Origin of the sequence: Pseudomonas chaetocerotis, from assembly GCF_015712105.2 — a bacterium.
Lineage (GTDB): Bacteria > Pseudomonadota > Gammaproteobacteria > Pseudomonadales > Pseudomonadaceae > Aquipseudomonas > Aquipseudomonas chaetocerotis.
Genome location: NZ_JACFYX020000003.1, coordinates 54,531 through 71,752, shown reverse-complemented (window position 1 = coordinate 71,752; position 17,222 = coordinate 54,531). Strand labels below are relative to the sequence as shown.

The window sequence follows — 17,222 nt, the reverse complement described above, 5'->3', positions numbered from 1 at the left end:
AGGCGGTAGATATGAAAAAGCCCGGATTCGCTTCGGGCTTTTTCGTGTCCGCGTGTTACTGCGGCTCGGTGTCCAGCGGCTCGGGAGTCGGGACCGGAACGGTTTCGACCTGATCCACCTCACGCTGAATCTGCTCCAGCAACGAGCCTGGCGCCGGCGGGGTTTCGTCCTGTGGTTTGGCTTGCGGCTGCGCACTGCTGGTGTCGCTGCCTTCGCCCATGATGGCCTGGTCACGGCTGACGCCGGGCATGAAATCGCCGGCCAGACCGACCAGTTGGTCGCTGCCGTCGAATACCAGGCTGACGCGTTCCTGCAGGCGCTGCCCACCGCCAGGCTGGAGGCTGTACAGATAATCCCAGCGATCGGCATGGAAGGTGTCGGTGATCAACGGGTTGCCCATGATAAACCGCACTTGGCGTCGGGTCATTCCCGGGCGCAGCTGGTCTATCATGTCCTGTGTCACGACATTGCCCTGTTGAATGTCGATCTTGTAAACCCCGGGGAATGAACAACCGGCGAGTGCGAAGAGCCCGGTCAGCGACAGGCTGGTCAGCAAGAGCTTGGTTTTTTGCATCGGAGGGTGACTTCCACTATCTTGGGCAACTTGAACCCCGGATCATACCCGTATTGAAGGGTGCTGCGAAGCAGCATCCATGAGAAAGCAGACCATGGTTGAAAATAACGAACTGCGCAAAGCTGGACTGAAGGTGACTCTGCCACGAGTCAAAATCCTGCAAATGCTCGACAACGCCGAGCACCGCCACATGAGTGCGGAGGATGTCTACAAGGCCCTGATGGAGGCGGGTGAGGACGTTGGCTTGGCCACCGTGTACCGCGTGCTGACTCAGTTCGAGGCTGCCGGCCTGGTGGTGCGTCACAACTTCGATGGCGGCCATGCCGTATTCGAGTTGGCTGACAGCGGCCATCACGACCATATGGTCTGTGTCGACTCCGGTGAAGTGATCGAGTTCTTCGACGCCGAGATCGAAAAGCGCCAGAAGGAGATCGTCAAAGAGCACGGTTTCGAGCTGGTCGATCACAACCTGGTGCTGTACGTGCGCAAGAAGAGCTGATTCTTCTGCTGTAATGAGAAAGGCGACCCAGGGGTCGCCTTTTTGCTTTGTCGTGGCCCGGACTGCACCCGGGCTACGTTGCGTCAGGCAGCCTGGGCGCTGGTGACCATCTTGCGGGCGTGAGCCAGGGATTCCTCGGTCAGGTCGACGCCGCCGAGCATGCGGGCGATTTCCTCGACGCGGCCGCTCTCGTCCAGCTTGCTCACGGCGGTAGACGTGGCATCTTCGCCGCGGCGCTTGTGCACGAACAGATGTTGATGGCCCTGCGCGGCGACTTGCGGCAGGTGGGTGACGCACAGTACCTGACCGCGTTCGCCAAGGCGGCGCAGCAACTGCCCGACCACTTCGGCGGTCGGGCCGCCGATACCGACGTCCACTTCGTCGAATACCAGGGTTGGTACGCGCGAGGTCTGTGCGGTGATCACCTGGATCGCCAGGCTGATACGTGACAGTTCACCGCCGGATGCTACCTTGGCCAAGCCGCGTAGCGGCTGGCCAGGGTTGGCGCTGACCAGGAACTCCACTGTCTCCAGGCCGCTGGCATGGGGCTCTTCGTTGCTCATGGCCTGGAGCTGGATGTTGAAACGCCCGCCAGGCATGCCGAGTGCCTGCATTTCCTGCGCAACTGCAGCGGCCAGGCGTTCGGCAGCATTGCTGCGCAGTGTGCTGAGCTCGACAGCCTTTTCCTGGTAATGGCGTTCATAGGCTGCCAGCTCTTCGGCCAGGCGTTCGCTGGCCTGGTCGTCGGCATTCAGGCCCTCAAGCTCTTCGAACAACTGCTGCTGCAGGGCGGCCAGTTCGGCTGGCTGAATGCGGTGCTTGCGGGCCAGGGTGTAGATGCTGTCCAGGCGCTCTTCGAGAAACTGCTGACGCTCCGGGTCGGCATCGAAGTGATCGAGGAAGCGATTCAGCTCGCCGACGGCTTCTTCCACCTGGATCTGTGCACTGGCCAGCAGGTTGCTGGCTTCGTTCAAGGCGCCGCCCTGGCCACCAAAGGCGCCCAGGCGGTTGAGGCTGGCGGTCAGAGCCGACAGCACGTTGCCGGCATCGCTCTCGCTGCACAGGTCGAGCACCTGGCGACAGGCCGCAAGGAGCGCTTCAGCATTGCTCAGGGCCTTGTGTTCCTGTTCCAGCTGTTCCAGTTCGTTGTCGCCCAGCGCCAGATTTTCCAGCTCTTCGAGTTGATAGCTGAGCAGTTGGTGGCGCGCGCGCTGCTCGTCGCCCTGACTGGAAATACGTTCCAGCTCGTTGCGCGTCTGCTTCCAGCGCTGCGCGGCGAGTTGCACCTGGCGCGCGAGATCCTGGCTGCCAGCGTATTCGTCGAGCAGGCGACGGTGGGTATCGGTCTTGAGCAGCGACTGATGCTCGTGCTGGCTGTGGATATCGATGATCAGCTCGCCAAGGGCCTTGAGGTCGGCCTGCGGGCAGGGGCTGCCGTTGATATAGCCGCGCGAGCGGCCTTCGGCGGTGATCACCCGACGCAGGATACACGGGCCGTCGTTGTCCAGATCCCGCTCGGCGAGCCAGCTACGGGCTTCGGGAATGTCCGCCAGATCGAAGCTGGCGAGAATGTCAGCCTTGTCTGCGCTCGGGCGTACCACGCCGCTGTCGGCGCGATCACCCAGGCACAGGCCGAGGGCGTCGAGCATGATCGACTTGCCGGCACCAGTCTCGCCGCTGATGGCGCTCATGCCGGCATCTAGCTCGAGATCCAGGTGGTCGACGATGGCGTAGTTGTGAATGGACAGGTGCACCAGCATGGCGAACGCTCCCGAATTGAAGTCTGTTTATTTATACAGTGTTTTTTCTTTCTCTGGCAATCCTCCCTATTGCCCCTTGAAACCTGTGGAATTGACTCCATATAGGCGGCAGGAGCGCGAGTCGGTATCGCGCCAGTTTTTTCGAGAGGAGAAAGGCATGGCTGACGAACAGACCCTGGATACGCAGAATCCCGAGGTGCAGGCAGCAGAAGCTGTGGCGCCTGGTGACGAGCTGGCTGCTCGCGTGCAAACGCTGGAAGAGCAACTGGCCGCTGCGCAGGATCAGTCGCTGCGCATGGCTGCCGACCTGCAGAACGTGCGTCGTCGCGCGGAGCAGGATGTAGAGAAGGCACACAAATTTGCGCTGGAAAAGTTCGCTGGCGATCTGCTGCCGGTAATCGACAGCCTGGAGCGCGGCCTGGAGCTGTCCAGCCCTGACGACGTATCGATCAAGGCCGTGCGTGAGGGCATGCAACTGACCCTCAAGCTGTTCCATGACACCCTGGCTCGCTACAACCTGGAAGCCATCGACCCGCATGGTGCGCCGTTCAACCCGGAGCATCACCAGGCCATGGCCATGGAAGAGAGTATTCATGCTGAGCCGAACTCGGTGCTCAAGGTGTTCCAGAAGGGCTATCTGCTCAATGGTCGCCTGCTGCGTCCGGCCATGGTCGTGGTCAGCAAGGCGCCAATGACGCCGCCGCCGAGTATCGACGAGCAGGCTTGAAATCAGCCTTAACGACCCCATTTTTAAGTCAAGCGTTTTAGTGCTGCCGGCGCCCGAGAAACGAGGCGACGGAAAAATCAAAGTTTCGGGAGAACATTCATGGGCAAAATTATCGGTATCGACCTGGGGACCACCAACTCCTGTGTCTCTATTCTGGAAAATGGCAACGTCAAGGTAATCGAGAACGCCGAAGGCGCGCGCACCACGCCGTCTATCATCGCTTACGCCAACGACGGTGAAATCCTTGTGGGGCAGTCGGCCAAGCGTCAGGCTGTGACCAACCCGCACAACACCCTGTATGCGGTGAAGCGTCTGATCGGTCGTCGCTTCGACGAAGAAGTCGTACAGAAAGACATTCAGATGGTGCCGTACAAGATCGCCAAGGCTGACAACGGTGACGCCTGGGTTGAAGTGAACGGCCAGAAGATGGCGCCGCCGCAAATCTCGGCTGAAATTCTCAAGAAGATGAAGAAGACCGCCGAAGACTATCTCGGCGAAGCGGTCACCGAAGCGGTCATCACCGTTCCGGCCTACTTCAACGATAGCCAGCGCCAGGCAACCAAGGACGCTGGTCGTATCGCCGGTCTGGACGTCAAGCGCATCATCAACGAGCCGACTGCTGCTGCGCTGGCCTATGGCATGGACAAGGCCAAGGGCGACCACACCGTGATCGTCTATGACCTGGGTGGCGGTACCTTCGACGTTTCCGTGATCGAAATCGCTGAAGTCGATGGCGAGCACCAGTTCGAAGTGTTGGCCACCAACGGTGACACCTTCCTTGGCGGCGAAGACTTCGATATTCGTCTGATCGACTACCTCGTCGACGAATTCAAGAAAGAAACCGGCATGAACCTCAAGGGCGACCCGCTGGCCATGCAGCGCCTCAAGGAGGCCGCCGAGAAGGCCAAGATCGAGCTGTCCTCGAGCCAGCAGACCGACGTCAACCTGCCGTACATCACTGCAGATGCCACCGGTCCGAAGCACCTGAACGTGAAGATCTCCCGTTCCAAGCTCGAATCGCTGGTCGAAGACCTGGTGCAGCGCACCATTGAACCTTGCCGTATCGCGCTGAAGGATGCCGGTGTCGACGTCGGCTCGATCAACGATGTGATCCTGGTCGGTGGTCAGACCCGCATGCCGCTGGTGCAGAAGCTGGTGACCGAGTTCTTCGGCAAGGAAGCGCGCAAGGACGTCAACCCGGACGAAGCCGTTGCCATGGGCGCAGCGATTCAGGGCGCCGTTCTGGCCGGTGACGTCAAGGACGTGCTGCTGCTGGACGTATCTCCGCTGACCCTGGGTATCGAAACCATGGGTGGCGTGATGACCGCGCTGATCGAGAAGAACACCACCATTCCGACCAAGAAGTCGCAGGTGTTCTCCACTGCCGATGACAACCAGAGTGCCGTGACCATTCACGTGCTGCAGGGTGAGCGCAAGCAGGCCGCACAGAACAAGTCGCTGGGCAAGTTCGACCTGGCCGAAATTCCGCCGGCTCCGCGTGGCGTGCCGCAGATCGAAGTGACCTTCGACATCGATGCCAACGGTATCCTGCACGTTTCCGCCAAGGACAAGGCCACTGGCAAGCAGCAGTCCATCGTGATCAAGGCCAACTCCGGTCTGTCCGATGATGAAATCGAGCGTATGGTGCGCGACGCCGAGGCCAACGCCGAGGAAGACCGCAAGTTCGAAGAGTTGGCCACTGCGCGTAACCAGGGCGATCAGCTGGTGCACGCCACCCGCAAGATGCTCACCGAGGCTGGCGACAAGGCCACTGCCGACGAGAAAGCGGCCATCGAGAAGGCCATTGGCGAACTGGAAGTGGCCGTGAAAGGCGACGACAAGGAAGCCATCGAGGCCAAGATGAACGCACTGTCCGAGGCCACCACGCCGCTGGCGCAGAAGATGTATGCCGAGCAGCCACAGGGCGGTGCCGCCCAGGCTGACGCTGGCGACGCCAAGGATGCCGGTGACGACGTGGTCGACGCTGAGTTCGAAGAGGTCAAGGAGAACAAGTAAGGGATGCGGCCTGCTCGGCGGGCCGCCTCTTCTTCACGCTCCACCGTCGCTCGCGACGGGCAGGATTCGCCGCGCGGGAGCCTTCTCCCGCGTCGGCGTATCTGGAGCTCACGAATCTGAGAGTGCAGCACAACTATGGCAAAACGTGATTATTACGAGATCCTGGGGGTCGAGCGCGGCGCTAGTGAAGCCGAGCTGAAGAAGGCCTACCGGCGCCTGGCGATGAAATATCACCCGGACCGCAACCCGGACGACAAAGACGCCGAAGAGAAATTCAAGGAGGCCAACGAGGCCTACGAAGTACTTTCTGACGCGGCCAAGCGCTCGGCCTACGACCAATACGGCCACGCCGGGGTCGACCCGCAGATGGGCGGCGGTGGTGGCGCTGGTTTCGGTGGCGCCAACTTCTCCGATATCTTCGGTGATGTGTTCAGCGACTTCTTCGGCGGTGCTCGCGGCGGCTCGCGTGGCGGTGCCCAGCGCGGCTCGGACCTGCGCTATACCCTCGAGCTGGATCTGGAAGAAGCGGTGCGCGGCACCACCGTGACCATCCGCGTGCCGACCCTGGTCGGCTGCAAGACCTGCGATGGTTCAGGCGCCAAGAAGGGCACCAGCCCGGTCACCTGTACCACTTGTGGTGGCATCGGTCAGGTGCGCATGCAGCAGGGCTTCTTCTCCGTGCAGCAGACCTGCCCGCGTTGCCACGGCAGCGGCAAGATGATCACCGACCCTTGTGGCAGCTGCCATGGCCAGGGGCGCGTGGAAGAGAGCAAGACGCTGTCGGTCAAGGTGCCGCCAGGTGTCGACACCGGTGATCGCATTCGTCTGTCCGGCGAAGGTGAGGCCGGCACGCATGGCGGTCCGGCCGGTGACCTGTATGTGGTGGTCAACGTCCGTGAGCATGCGATCTTCCAGCGTGACGGCAAGCATCTGTACTGCGAAGTGCCGATCAGCTTCGCCGATGCGGCGCTGGGCGGCGAACTGGAAGTGCCGACCCTTGATGGTCGGGTCAAGCTGAAGATTCCGGAAGGTACTCAGACCGGCAAGCTGTTCCGTCTGCGTGGCAAGGGCGTGGCTCCAGTGCGCGGTGGTGCGGCGGGTGATCTGATGTGCCGCGTCGCGGTGGAAACGCCGGTCAACCTGAACAAGCGCCAGCGCGAGCTGCTCGATGAGTTCCGCAAGTCGCTGCAGGGTGACGATTCCCACTCGCCCAAGGCCAGTGGCTGGTTCGAGGGCGTGAAGCGCTTCTTCGGCGACGTTTAATCCCAAAGCGCCCCGGTGATGCCGGGGCGACAGCTTGGAGCTGATGTATGCAACGTATTGCAGTGATGGGCGCCGCCGGGCGTATGGGCAAGACCCTGATCGAAGCTGTCAGTCAGGCCGAGGGTGCCAAGCTCAGTGCCGCCATCGACCGCGCCGACAGCAGCCTGATCGGTGCCGATGCCGGTGAGCTGGTAGGGCTGGGCAAGATCGGAGTGACCCTGGCGGGCGATCTGAGCACGGTGGTCGATGATTTCGACGTGCTGATCGACTTCACTCATCCCTCGGTGACGCTGAAGAACCTGGAAGTCTGCCGCCAGGCGGGCAAGGCCATGGTGATCGGCACTACGGGCTTCACTGTTGAGGAGAAGCAGCTACTGAGCGAGGCAGGCAAGCAGATTCCTATCGTCTTTGCCGCCAACTTCAGCGTCGGCGTCAACCTGTGCCTGAAACTGCTGGATACCGCTGCCCGTGTATTGGGTGATGACGTGGATATCGAGATCATCGAAGCTCACCACCGGCACAAGGTCGATGCGCCATCCGGCACCGCGCTGCGCATGGGTGAAGTGGTTGCTGATGCTCTGGGGCGTGATCTGCGGAAGGTCGCTGTCTACGGTCGCGAGGGGCAGACGGGCGCGCGTGAGCGTGAAACCATTGGTTTCGCCACCGTGCGTGCCGGTGACGTGGTGGGTGATCACACCGTGCTGTTCGCTGCCGATGGCGAGCGCGTCGAGATCACGCACAAGGCCTCCAGCCGCATGACCTTTGCCAAGGGCGCGGTACGTTCTGCGCTATGGCTGCAGCAGCGTTCGCCTGCTCTGTATGACATGCAGGACGTGTTGGGCCTGCGTTGACGCAAATGTGTGACTGAGGCGTCTTATCGGGTGGACCGAAAAAGGGTTTTCCTGTAAGCTTCCTGTTTTAGTGTGTCCACTAAAAGTTACGCAGAATGGCTCAAATAAAAAAGCGGGATGACCTTCACACGTCATCCCGCTTTTTTACAACCTGCGTTTGCTTCAAGCCTTGATCGAGACGGAGGTCTTCTTGACTAAGCCAGCCCCCAAACCTGCCATTTTGGCCCTTGCTGACGGCAGCATTTTTCGCGGCGATTCCATCGGGGCCGATGGCCAGACGATCGGAGAGGTGGTGTTCAACACCGCCATGACCGGCTATCAGGAAATCCTTACCGATCCATCCTATGCCCAGCAGATCGTTACCCTGACTTACCCGCACATCGGCAACACCGGCACCACGCCGGAAGATGCCGAGTCCAACCGCGTTTGGGCCGCTGGCCTGATCATTCGTGACCTGCCGCTGATCTCCAGCAACTGGCGCGACAAGCAACCGCTGGACGAATACCTGAAGGCCAACGGCACCGTCGCTATCGCCGGCATCGATACTCGCCGGCTGACTCGCATCCTGCGCGAGAAGGGTTCGCAGAATGGCTGCATCCTGGCCGGTGACGACGCCACGGAAGAGAAAGCACTGGAGCTGGCGCGCAGCTTCCCGGGCCTCAAGGGCATGGACCTGGCCAAGGTAGTCAGTTGCACCGAACGCTACGAGTGGCGCGAAAGCACCTGGAACCTGCAGTCCGACAGCCATCCGGAAATTCCGGCCAGTGAGCTGCCTTATCACGTGGTCGCCTACGACTACGGCGTGAAGCTGAACATCCTGCGCATGCTGGTCGAGCGTGGCTGCCGCCTGACTGTGGTACCGGCGCAAACTCCGGCCAGCGACGTGCTGGCGCTCAATCCTGATGGTGTGTTCCTCTCCAACGGTCCTGGCGATCCCGAGCCGTGCGACTACGCGATCAAGGCGATCAAGGACGTTCTGGAAACCGATATCCCGGTATTCGGCATCTGCCTCGGCCATCAGTTGCTGGCCCTGGCTTCCGGTGCCAAGACCCTGAAAATGGGCCACGGCCACCACGGCGCCAACCACCCCGTGCAGGATCTCGACAGCGGCGTGGTGATGATCACCAGCCAGAACCACGGTTTCGCCGTGGACGAAAGCAGCCTGCCAGGCAACCTGCGTGCGATCCACAAGTCGCTGTTCGATGGCACCCTGCAGGGCATCGAGCGTACCGACAAGGACGCCTTCAGCTTCCAGGGCCACCCTGAGGCTAGCCCAGGCCCGCACGATGTCGCCCCGCTGTTCGACCGCTTCATCGAAGCCATGGCCAAGCGCCGCTAAGCCCGCCGACTGACCTACGGATTCGAGAGAGAAAAAATGCCAAAACGTACAGATATCAAAAGTATCCTGATCCTCGGTGCCGGCCCCATCGTCATCGGCCAGGCCTGCGAGTTCGACTACTCCGGTGCCCAGGCCTGCAAGGCGCTGAAGGAAGAAGGTTTCCGCGTCATCCTGGTGAACTCCAACCCGGCCACCATCATGACTGACCCGTCGATGGCCGACGCCACCTACATCGAACCGATCAAGTGGGCCACAGTGGCCAAGATCATCGAGAAGGAGCGCCCCGACGCCCTGCTGCCGACCATGGGTGGCCAGACCGCTCTGAACTGTGCGCTGGATCTGGAGCGCCATGGTGTGCTGGAGAAATTCGGCGTCGAGATGATCGGTGCCAACGCCGACACCATCGACAAGGCTGAAGACCGTTCGCGCTTCGACAAGGCGATGAAGGACATCGGCCTGGCCTGCCCGGTATCCGGCATCGCCCACAGCATGGAAGATGCCTACGGCGTGCTGGAGAAGGTCGGCTTCCCGTGCATCATCCGTCCGTCCTTCACCATGGGTGGCACCGGTGGCGGCATCGCCTACAACCGTGAAGAATTCGAAGAAATCTGTGCCCGCGGTCTGGACCTGTCGCCGACCAGCGAGCTGCTGATCGACGAGTCGCTGATCGGCTGGAAGGAATACGAGATGGAGGTGGTCCGTGACAAGAAGGACAACTGCATCATCGTCTGCTCCATCGAGAACTTCGACCCGATGGGCGTGCACACCGGTGACTCGATCACCGTCGCGCCGGCACAGACCCTGACCGACAAGGAATACCAGATCCTGCGTAACGCATCCTTGGCGGTGCTGCGCGAGATCGGCGTGGAAACCGGCGGCTCCAACGTGCAGTTCGGTATCTGCCCGAACACCGGCCGTATGGTCGTGATCGAGATGAACCCGCGCGTCTCCCGCTCCTCGGCGCTGGCCTCCAAGGCCACCGGCTTCCCGATCGCCAAGATCGCCGCCAAGCTGGCTGTCGGTTACACCCTCGACGAGCTGAGCAACGACATCACTGGCGGGCGTACCCCGGCGTCGTTCGAGCCGGCCATCGACTATGTGGTAACCAAGGTACCGCGCTTTGCCTTCGAGAAATTCCCGAAAGCCGACGCCCGCCTGACCACCCAGATGAAGTCCGTGGGCGAAGTCATGGCCATCGGCCGCACCTTCCAGGAGTCCATGCAGAAAGCCCTGCGCGGCCTGGAAGTGGGTGTTGCCGGCTTCGATCCGAAGCTCGACCTGAACGACCCGGAAGCCGAAAGTACCCTGCGCCGCGAACTGACCGTACCCAGTGCCGACCGCATCTGGTACGTGGCCGATGCCTTCCGTGCCGGCAAGAGTGTTGCCGAGGTGTTCGAGCTGACCCGTATCGACGAGTGGTTCCTGGTGCAGATCGAGGATCTGGTCAAGGACGAGGCCACCGTGCAGACCCTGGGTCTGTCGGCCATCGATCGCGACCTGATGTTCAAGCTCAAGCGCAAGGGCTTCTCCGATGCGCGCCTGGCCAAGCTGCTCGGTGTGTCCGAGAAGAGCCTGCGTGCCCATCGCCACAAGCTCAAGGTGCTGCCGGTGTACAAGCGCGTGGACACCTGCGCCGCCGAGTTTGCCACCGACACCGCCTACATGTACTCGACCTACGAGGAAGAGTGCGAGGCCAATCCGTCGAGCCGCGAGAAGATCATGATCCTCGGTGGCGGCCCCAACCGTATCGGTCAGGGCATCGAATTCGACTACTGCTGCGTACATGCTGCGCTGGCCATGCGTGAAGACGGCTACGAGACCATCATGGTCAACTGCAACCCGGAAACCGTCTCCACCGACTACGACACGTCCGACCGCCTGTACTTCGAGCCGGTGACCCTGGAAGACGTACTGGAAATCGTCCGCGTCGAGCAGCCCAAGGGCGTCATCGTGCAGTACGGCGGCCAAACCCCGCTGAAGATCTGCCGCGCGCTGGAAGAAGCGGGCGTACCGATCATCGGCACCAGCCCCGAGGCCATCGACCGCGCCGAAGACCGCGAACGCTTCCAGCAGATGGTTCAGCGCCTGAACCTGCGTCAGCCGGCCAACGCCACGGCGCGCAGCGAAGACGAAGCGCTGGCCTTGTCGAAGAACATCGGTTACCCGATGGTGGTGCGTCCGTCCTATGTACTGGGCGGCCGGGCGATGGAAATCGTCTACCAGGAAGAAGAGCTCAAGCGCTACATGCGCGAAGCGGTGAAGGTCTCCAACGACAGCCCGGTGCTGCTCGATCGCTTCCTCAACTGCGCCATCGAAGTGGACGTGGATGCGGTGTGCGACGGCGAGACTGTGGTGATCGGCGCGATCATGCAGCACATCGAACAGGCTGGCGTGCACTCCGGTGACTCCGCTTGCTCGCTGCCGCCTTACTCGCTGCCGATGCACATTCAGGACGAGATCCGCGACCAGGTCAAGAAAATGGCCCTGGAACTCGGCGTGGTCGGCCTGATGAACGTACAGATGGCCGTGCAGGGCGAAGACATCTACGTCATCGAGGTGAACCCGCGCGCCTCGCGTACCGTGCCGTTCGTCTCCAAGTGCGTCGGCGAGTCGCTGGCCAAGGTGGCTGCCCGCGTCATGGCTGGCAAGAGCCTGGCCGAGGCCGGTTACAGCAAGGAAATCATCCCGCCGTTCTTCAGCGTCAAGGAAGCGGTGTTCCCCTTCGCCAAGTTCCCCGGCGTCGACCCGATCCTCGGCCCGGAGATGAAATCCACCGGTGAAGTCATGGGTGTCGGTGACACTTTCGGCGAAGCCTTCGCCAAGGCCCAGCTGGGTGCCAGCGAAATTCTGCCGAACTCCGGTTGCGCCTTCATCAGCGTACGTGAAGATGACAAGCCGGAAGCCGTGCAGGTCGCTCGTGATCTGGTCGCACTGGGCTTCGAAGTGGTTGCCACTGCCGGCACCGCCAAGGTGATCGAGGCGGCTGGTCTGCCGGTTCGCCGAGTGAACAAGGTGACCGAGGGTCGTCCTCACGTGGTCGACATGATCAAGAACGACGAAGTGACCCTGATCATCAATACCACCGAGGGGCGTCAGTCCATCGCTGACTCCTACTCGATCCGTCGTAACGCCCTGCAGCACAAGATCTACTGCACCACCACCATTGCGGCGGGTCAGGCGGTCTGTGAAGCGCTCAAGTTCGGCCCGGAGAAGACTGTGCGCCGGCTGCAGGATCTGCATGCAGGAATCAAGGCATGATCAAATACCCAATGACCGTCCAGGGCGCTCGCGCCCTGGAAGAAGAGCTGGCGCACCTGACCAAGGTGGTTCGCCCGAAACTCAGTCAGGACATCGGTGAGGCCCGCGAGCTGGGTGATCTCAAGGAAAACGCCGAGTACCATGCCGCGCGTGAGCAGCAGGGCATGGTCGAAGCGCGTGTGCGTGATATCGAAGGTCGTCTGCAGAACGCAGTGATCATCGATGTCACTACCATCGAGCACACCGGCAAGGTGATCTTCGGCACCACGGTGGAAATCGCTAACGTCGAGACAGACGAGAGCGTGACCTACCAGATCGTTGGCGAGGACGAAGCCGACATCAAGCAGCGCAAGATCTCCGTCGGTTCACCCATTGCCCGTGCCCTGATCGGCAAGAGCGAGGGTGATGTGGTGGCGGTGCAGACCCCCAGTGGCCTGATCGAGTACGAGATTGTCGAAGTCCGTCATATCTAAATCGCAACAACCGTCTCGGGCGGCTGCCGTCAGTTGGCAGCTGGCCCAGACCCTCTGGGTGGGCGGTTTGTGGTTGTTGCAGTTCGTCATTCTGCCGGCTATTGGCCAAAGCGGTCTGGCGCCTCTGCTGGTGCAGGAGATATCAGCGCAGCTGGTGCCGTTGTTGGTTGGTCTGACAGCGGTGTGCGTTGCGCTGCAGGCTTTTGCCTTGTTGCGCGGTGAAGGTCTGTCGAGCCTGTTACGGGATATGCGCGGGCAACTGCTGCTGACCGTTGCGGTCATGGCCCTGAGCTACTTCGCAGTGTTGCGCTACCGGCCCGAGGTCGAGTACTGGCTGCGCTTCAGCTACCTGGTGATGGCATTTTGCGGGTTGCTGCTGGTGCTGCAGCCCGTGCCAGGGGCGCCGGCCAGGCGCTAACGGCGCTTGCAGGCGTGAATTCATTCGCGATCCGGGCGCGCTATGCTTGCCCGTGATCGCGATGCAGCGCCTCAACCCTGGTAACGAATAACGTTGGACAGGTTGCGATTCGGCTTGGAGTTCTTGCGATAGAGCAGGGCGACCTTGCCAATCGACTGGACCAGTTCCGCGCGTCCGTTTTCGCACAGGGCTACAATGGCTGCCTGGCGATCCTCGCGTTCGGTGATGCGCAGCTGTACCTTGATCAGCTCGTGATCGTTTAGGGCGCGGTCCAGTTCGGCCAGCACGCCCTCGGTCAAACCATTGTCAGCCACGATCAATACAGGTTTCAGGTGGTGGCCGATAGATTTGAATTGCTTCTTCTGCTCTTGAGTGAGCGGCATAATCGTTAGTACCTAATTCGGTCTGGAAAACGGCGCCTATCTTACCCGAGCCCGCGCAGTTATTCATGACCCGTTGAGTCAGAGGTTTCAGTGGCACGTTCCAAGACCAGCCAGCGTTGGCTGAAAGAACATTTCGATGATCCATACGTGAAGATGGCGCAGAAGGACGGCTATCGTTCGCGCGCCAGCTACAAGCTGCTGGAAATCCAGGAGAAGGATCGCATCCTGCGCCCTGGCATCACCGTGGTCGACCTCGGCGCTGCGCCAGGCGGCTGGTCGCAGGTCACCAGTCGAGTGATCGGCGACAAAGGGCGGCTGATCGCCTCGGATATTCTGGAGATGGACAGCATTCCCGATGTTACCTTCATTCAGGGTGATTTCACCGATGACGCGGTGTTTGCGCAGATTCTCGAGGCCATCGGCGAAAATCCGGTCGACCTTGTTATTTCCGATATGGCCCCCAATATGAGTGGGGTAAGAACTGCCGATCAGGCACGTGCGATGTATCTGTGCGAGCTGGCGTTGGATCTGGCTGGGCGTGTCTTGCGTCCAGGTGGCGATTTTCTGATCAAGATTTTCCAGGGTGAAGGTTTCGACGCTTACCACAAGCAGGTGCGCGAGACGTTCGACAAGGTGCAGATGCGCAAGCCGCTGTCCTCGCGTGATCGCTCTCGTGAGCAATATCTGTTGGCGCGCGGCTTTCGCGGGATGTGAGTTGAAACGGGTGTCCGCCCTGTCGGTCTCAGTGGCAGAAACCTCATAAAGGGTTACAGACGGCGCCTGCGGGACGCGGGCGTTTGGTGTAAGTTAGTCGGTATATCATTGGTCGTCATGGGAAGCCCGCTTCGCCACGAGGCCTGCTTCAGAGGGTAGCTAATTGAACGACATGGCAAAGAATCTGATCCTGTGGCTGATCATCGCGGCGGTGCTGGTTACCGTGATGAACAACTTCTCCAGCCCGAGCGAGCCGCAGACCCTGAGCTACTCGCAATTCATCGAACAGGTGAAGGAAGGGCGCGTCGAGCGCGTGACTGTCGATGGTTACGTGATTACCGGCAAGCGTACCGACGGCGAGGGATTCAAAACCATCCGTCCGGCGATTCAAGACGGCGGCCTGATTGGCGACCTGATCGACAACAACGTGGTCATCGAAGGCAAGCAGCCTGAACAGCAGAGTATCTGGACTCAGCTGTTGGTGGCGAGCTTCCCGATCCTGGTGATCATCGCCGTATTCATGTTCTTCATGCGCCAGATGCAAGGTGGCGCCGGCGGCAAGGGCGGGCCGATGAGCTTCGGCAAGTCCAAGGCGCGTCTGCTCTCCGAAGATCAGGTCAAGACCACCTTCGCCGACGTCGCCGGTTGCGACGAGGCCAAGGAAGAAGTCAGCGAACTGGTCGAATTCCTCCGCGATCCGGGCAAGTTCCAGCGCCTGGGTGGTCGCATCCCGCGTGGCGTGCTGATGGTTGGCTCGCCGGGTACCGGCAAGACCTTGCTGGCCAAGGCCGTGGCCGGTGAGGCGAAGGTGCCGTTCTTCACCATTTCCGGTTCCGACTTCGTCGAGATGTTTGTCGGGGTGGGAGCCAGTCGTGTTCGCGACATGTTCGATCAGGCCAAGAAGCACGCGCCGTGCATCATCTTCATCGACGAGATCGACGCCGTGGGTCGCCATCGTGGCGCCGGCATGGGTGGCGGTCACGACGAGCGTGAGCAGACCCTCAACCAGTTGCTGGTGGAGATGGATGGCTTCGAAATGAATGACGGCATCATCGTCATCGCAGCCACCAACCGTCCGGACGTTCTCGACCCTGCGCTGCTGCGTCCTGGCCGCTTTGACCGTCAAGTGGTCGTCGGCCTGCCGGATATCCGCGGTCGCGAGCAGATTCTGAAAGTGCACATGCGCAAGGTGCCGATGGGTGACGACGTCAATCCGGCGGTCATTGCACGTGGTACTCCGGGGTTCTCCGGTGCTGATCTGGCCAACCTGGTCAACGAAGCCTCTTTGTTCGCCGCTCGCGCTGGCAAGCGCCTGGTGGAAATGAAGGAGTTCGAACTGGCCAAGGACAAGATCATGATGGGCGCCGAGCGCAAGACCATGGTCATGTCCGACAAGGAGAAGCTCAATACCGCCTTCCACGAGGCAGGCCACGCCATCGTTGGTCGTCTGGTGCCCGAGCATGATCCGGTATACAAGGTTTCCATCATTCCGCGTGGTCGTGCCCTGGGTGTGACCATGTTCCTGCCGGAAGAAGATCGTTACAGCCTTAGCAAGCGTGCCCTGATCAGCCAGATCTGTTCGCTGTTCGGTGGTCGTATCGCCGAAGAGATGACCCTCGGCTTCGATGGTGTCACCACGGGCGCCTCGAACGACATCATGCGCGCCACCCAGTTGGCCAAGAACATGGTCACGAAGTGGGGCCTGTCCGAGAAGCTGGGCCCGCTGATGTATGCCGAAGAAGAGGGTGAAGTGTTCCTCGGTCGTAGCATGGGCAGCCAGGCCAGCAATGTGTCCGGCGAGACTGCCAAGCTGATCGACGAGGAAGTGCGCCGCATCATCGATGAATGCTACGCCACGGCCAAGAAGCTGCTGGTGGAGAACCGTGACAAGCTCGATGCCATGGCCGAAGCGCTGATGAAGTATGAAACCATCGACGCCGAGCAGATCGACGACATCATGAATGGTCGCGAGCCTCGTGAGCCTCGCGGCTGGGATGGTGGCGGTGACTCCGGTGCTCCGCAGGCCAAGGTCGACGAACCAGATCGTTCTGAAAAGCCCATTGGTGGGCCGGCGGCCGAGCACTAAGGTTTCATATGTCTCAAGCGCAACACCTGAGCCGGCTGCCCTGTGGTAGCCGGCTTCTTGATTTGTCCCGTCCGCAAGTGATGGGCATCCTCAATGTCACCCCCGATTCCTTTTCCGACGGTGGGCGCTTCACGGTGCGCGATGCTGCGTTGCGTCACGCCGAGCAGATGGTCGCCGCAGGCGCGACGTTGATCGATATCGGTGGTGAATCCACCCGCCCTGGGGCGCGAAGCGTTTCGCCGACCGAGGAGCTGGAGCGGGTCGCGCCGATGGTCGAAGCCATCGCCCGTGAGCTTGACGTGATCATTTCCGTGGATACCTCGACGCCTGCAGTCATGCGCGAAAGTGCAAGGCTGGGTGCGGGCCTGATCAATGATGTGCGTTCGTTGCTGCGTGATGGCGCTCTGGATGCGGCGGCAGACACTGGTTTGCCTGTGTGTCTGATGCATATGCGCGGTGAGCCCGGCAACATGCAGGATGATCCGCAGTATCCGGATATCGTCGCTGAGGTGCGTGACTTTCTCGTCGAGCGCATGGCTGTCTGCGCGACAGCCGGTATTCCCGCTGAGCGGATCCTGCTCGATCCGGGCTTTGGTTTTGCCAAGACCCTGGAGCACAATCTCGCCCTGTTCAGGCGCATGAGTGAGCTCTCTGCGCTGGGGCGGCCCTTGCTGGTTGGTGTCTCGCGCAAGAGCATGATCGGCAAGGTGCTCGGTCACGAAGTTGGCGGTCGCCTCTACGGTAGCCTGGCATTGGCTGCTTTGGCGTTGACCAAGGGCGCACATATTCTGCGTGTGCACGATGTCGCCGAAACGGTGGATGTGGTGCGCATGATCGCTGCGGTTGAAGCGGCGCAATAAC

Annotated in this window: 15 protein-coding genes; 12 read left to right on the top strand and 3 right to left on the bottom strand. The window is 61.0% G+C overall.

Translation table 11 applies throughout. The annotated features are described in order from the left end of the window. Positions 1-55: 55 nt before the first annotated feature. Complete coding sequence (locus H3221_RS06590; RefSeq protein ID WP_196473584.1) at positions 56-574, bottom strand: outer membrane protein assembly factor BamE; 519 nt, start codon at positions 572-574, stop codon at positions 56-58. A 94-nt stretch (positions 575-668) separates the two neighbouring features. Here H3221_RS06590 and fur point away from each other — a divergent pair, with 94 nt between their 5' ends. Further along, positions 669-1,073 (top strand): ferric iron uptake transcriptional regulator, encoded by a 405-nt coding sequence (fur, locus tag H3221_RS06585; RefSeq protein WP_003240531.1) that lies wholly within the window; start codon positions 669-671, stop codon positions 1,071-1,073. Positions 1,074-1,156: 83 nt separating this feature from the next. On the opposite strand, the gene recN is transcribed toward fur, so the two are convergent. Then, positions 1,157-2,833, bottom strand: a complete 1,677-nt coding sequence (gene recN, locus H3221_RS06580; RefSeq protein ID WP_196473585.1) for a DNA repair protein RecN — start codon at positions 2,831-2,833, stop codon at positions 1,157-1,159. Between recN and grpE the strand changes: the two genes are divergently transcribed. The 8 genes from grpE to H3221_RS06540 all read left to right on the top strand — a co-directional run bounded on the left by grpE (position 2,814) and on the right by H3221_RS06540 (position 13,178). Then, on the top strand, positions 2,814-3,560 hold the full coding sequence (gene grpE, locus H3221_RS06575) for a nucleotide exchange factor GrpE (protein ID WP_318011426.1): 747 nt from the start codon (positions 2,814-2,816) through the stop codon (positions 3,558-3,560). The two genes, recN and grpE, sit on opposite strands and share 20 nt — an antisense overlap. A gap of 99 nt (positions 3,561-3,659) precedes the next feature. Then, entirely contained in the window at positions 3,660-5,576 is a 1,917-nt protein-coding gene (gene dnaK / locus H3221_RS06570; protein ID WP_192980671.1) for a molecular chaperone DnaK, read from the top strand. Positions 5,577-5,711: 135 nt separating this feature from the next. Further along, a complete protein-coding gene (gene dnaJ, locus H3221_RS06565; protein WP_021489335.1) occupies positions 5,712-6,839 on the top strand; it encodes a molecular chaperone DnaJ in 1,128 nt (375 codons plus the stop codon). 47 nt (positions 6,840-6,886) lie between these two features. Beyond that, positions 6,887-7,690 (top strand): 4-hydroxy-tetrahydrodipicolinate reductase, encoded by an 804-nt coding sequence (dapB, locus tag H3221_RS06560; RefSeq protein ID WP_196473587.1) that lies wholly within the window; start codon positions 6,887-6,889, stop codon positions 7,688-7,690. Positions 7,691-7,880: 190 nt separating this feature from the next. After that, positions 7,881-9,029 carry a glutamine-hydrolyzing carbamoyl-phosphate synthase small subunit gene (gene carA / locus H3221_RS06555; RefSeq protein ID WP_196473588.1) on the top strand — a complete coding sequence of 383 codons (1,149 nt, stop codon included), beginning with the start codon at positions 7,881-7,883 and terminating at the stop codon, positions 9,027-9,029. Between the two features lie 36 nt (positions 9,030-9,065). Continuing rightward, positions 9,066-12,287, top strand: coding sequence for a carbamoyl-phosphate synthase large subunit (gene carB / locus H3221_RS06550; RefSeq protein WP_196473589.1), 3,222 nt, complete (start codon positions 9,066-9,068; stop codon positions 12,285-12,287). Further along, positions 12,284-12,760 (top strand): transcription elongation factor GreA, encoded by a 477-nt coding sequence (gene greA / locus H3221_RS06545; protein ID WP_196473590.1) that lies wholly within the window; start codon positions 12,284-12,286, stop codon positions 12,758-12,760. The genes carB and greA overlap by 4 nt, the downstream gene beginning before the upstream one ends. Further along, on the top strand, positions 12,738-13,178 hold the full coding sequence (locus tag H3221_RS06540; RefSeq protein ID WP_196473591.1) for a DUF4149 domain-containing protein: 441 nt from the start codon (positions 12,738-12,740) through the stop codon (positions 13,176-13,178). The genes greA and H3221_RS06540 overlap by 23 nt, the downstream gene beginning before the upstream one ends. Before the next feature lie 71 nt (positions 13,179-13,249). Here H3221_RS06540 and yhbY read toward each other — a convergent pair whose 3' ends face one another. Then, positions 13,250-13,561, bottom strand: a complete 312-nt coding sequence (gene yhbY / locus H3221_RS06535; protein WP_196473592.1) for a ribosome assembly RNA-binding protein YhbY — start codon at positions 13,559-13,561, stop codon at positions 13,250-13,252. Between the two features lie 90 nt (positions 13,562-13,651). Between yhbY and rlmE the strand changes: the two genes are divergently transcribed. From rlmE to folP, 3 genes are all read left to right on the top strand, one after another. Then, entirely contained in the window at positions 13,652-14,275 is a 624-nt protein-coding gene (rlmE, locus tag H3221_RS06530) for a 23S rRNA (uridine(2552)-2'-O)-methyltransferase RlmE (protein ID WP_196473593.1), read from the top strand. Between the two features lie 172 nt (positions 14,276-14,447). Further along, positions 14,448-16,361: an ATP-dependent zinc metalloprotease FtsH gene (ftsH, locus tag H3221_RS06525; protein ID WP_059392582.1), complete on the top strand. Its 1,914-nt coding sequence runs from the start codon at positions 14,448-14,450 to the stop codon at positions 16,359-16,361. A gap of 8 nt (positions 16,362-16,369) precedes the next feature. After that, positions 16,370-17,221 (top strand): dihydropteroate synthase, encoded by an 852-nt coding sequence (gene folP, locus H3221_RS06520; RefSeq protein WP_196473594.1) that lies wholly within the window; start codon positions 16,370-16,372, stop codon positions 17,219-17,221. The last annotated feature ends 1 nt before the right edge of the window (position 17,222 follow it).

Coding starts and splice junctions, on each gene's coding strand:
- H3221_RS06590 (WP_196473584.1), bottom strand. CDS start 574: ATGCAAAAAACCAAGCTCTTGCTGACCAGCCTGTCGCTGACCGGGCTC.
- folP (WP_196473594.1), top strand. CDS start 16,370: ATGTCTCAAGCGCAACACCTGAGCCGGCTGCCCTGTGGTAGCCGGCTT.
- ftsH (WP_059392582.1), top strand. CDS start 14,448: ATGGCAAAGAATCTGATCCTGTGGCTGATCATCGCGGCGGTGCTGGTT.
- yhbY (WP_196473592.1), bottom strand. CDS start 13,561: ATGCCGCTCACTCAAGAGCAGAAGAAGCAATTCAAATCTATCGGCCAC.
- dnaJ (WP_021489335.1), top strand. CDS start 5,712: ATGGCAAAACGTGATTATTACGAGATCCTGGGGGTCGAGCGCGGCGCT.
- grpE (WP_318011426.1), top strand. CDS start 2,814: ATGGACAGGTGCACCAGCATGGCGAACGCTCCCGAATTGAAGTCTGTT.
- carB (WP_196473589.1), top strand. CDS start 9,066: ATGCCAAAACGTACAGATATCAAAAGTATCCTGATCCTCGGTGCCGGC.
- dapB (WP_196473587.1), top strand. CDS start 6,887: ATGCAACGTATTGCAGTGATGGGCGCCGCCGGGCGTATGGGCAAGACC.
- fur (WP_003240531.1), top strand. CDS start 669: ATGGTTGAAAATAACGAACTGCGCAAAGCTGGACTGAAGGTGACTCTG.
- recN (WP_196473585.1), bottom strand. CDS start 2,833: ATGCTGGTGCACCTGTCCATTCACAACTACGCCATCGTCGACCACCTG.
- greA (WP_196473590.1), top strand. CDS start 12,284: ATGATCAAATACCCAATGACCGTCCAGGGCGCTCGCGCCCTGGAAGAA.
- dnaK (WP_192980671.1), top strand. CDS start 3,660: ATGGGCAAAATTATCGGTATCGACCTGGGGACCACCAACTCCTGTGTC.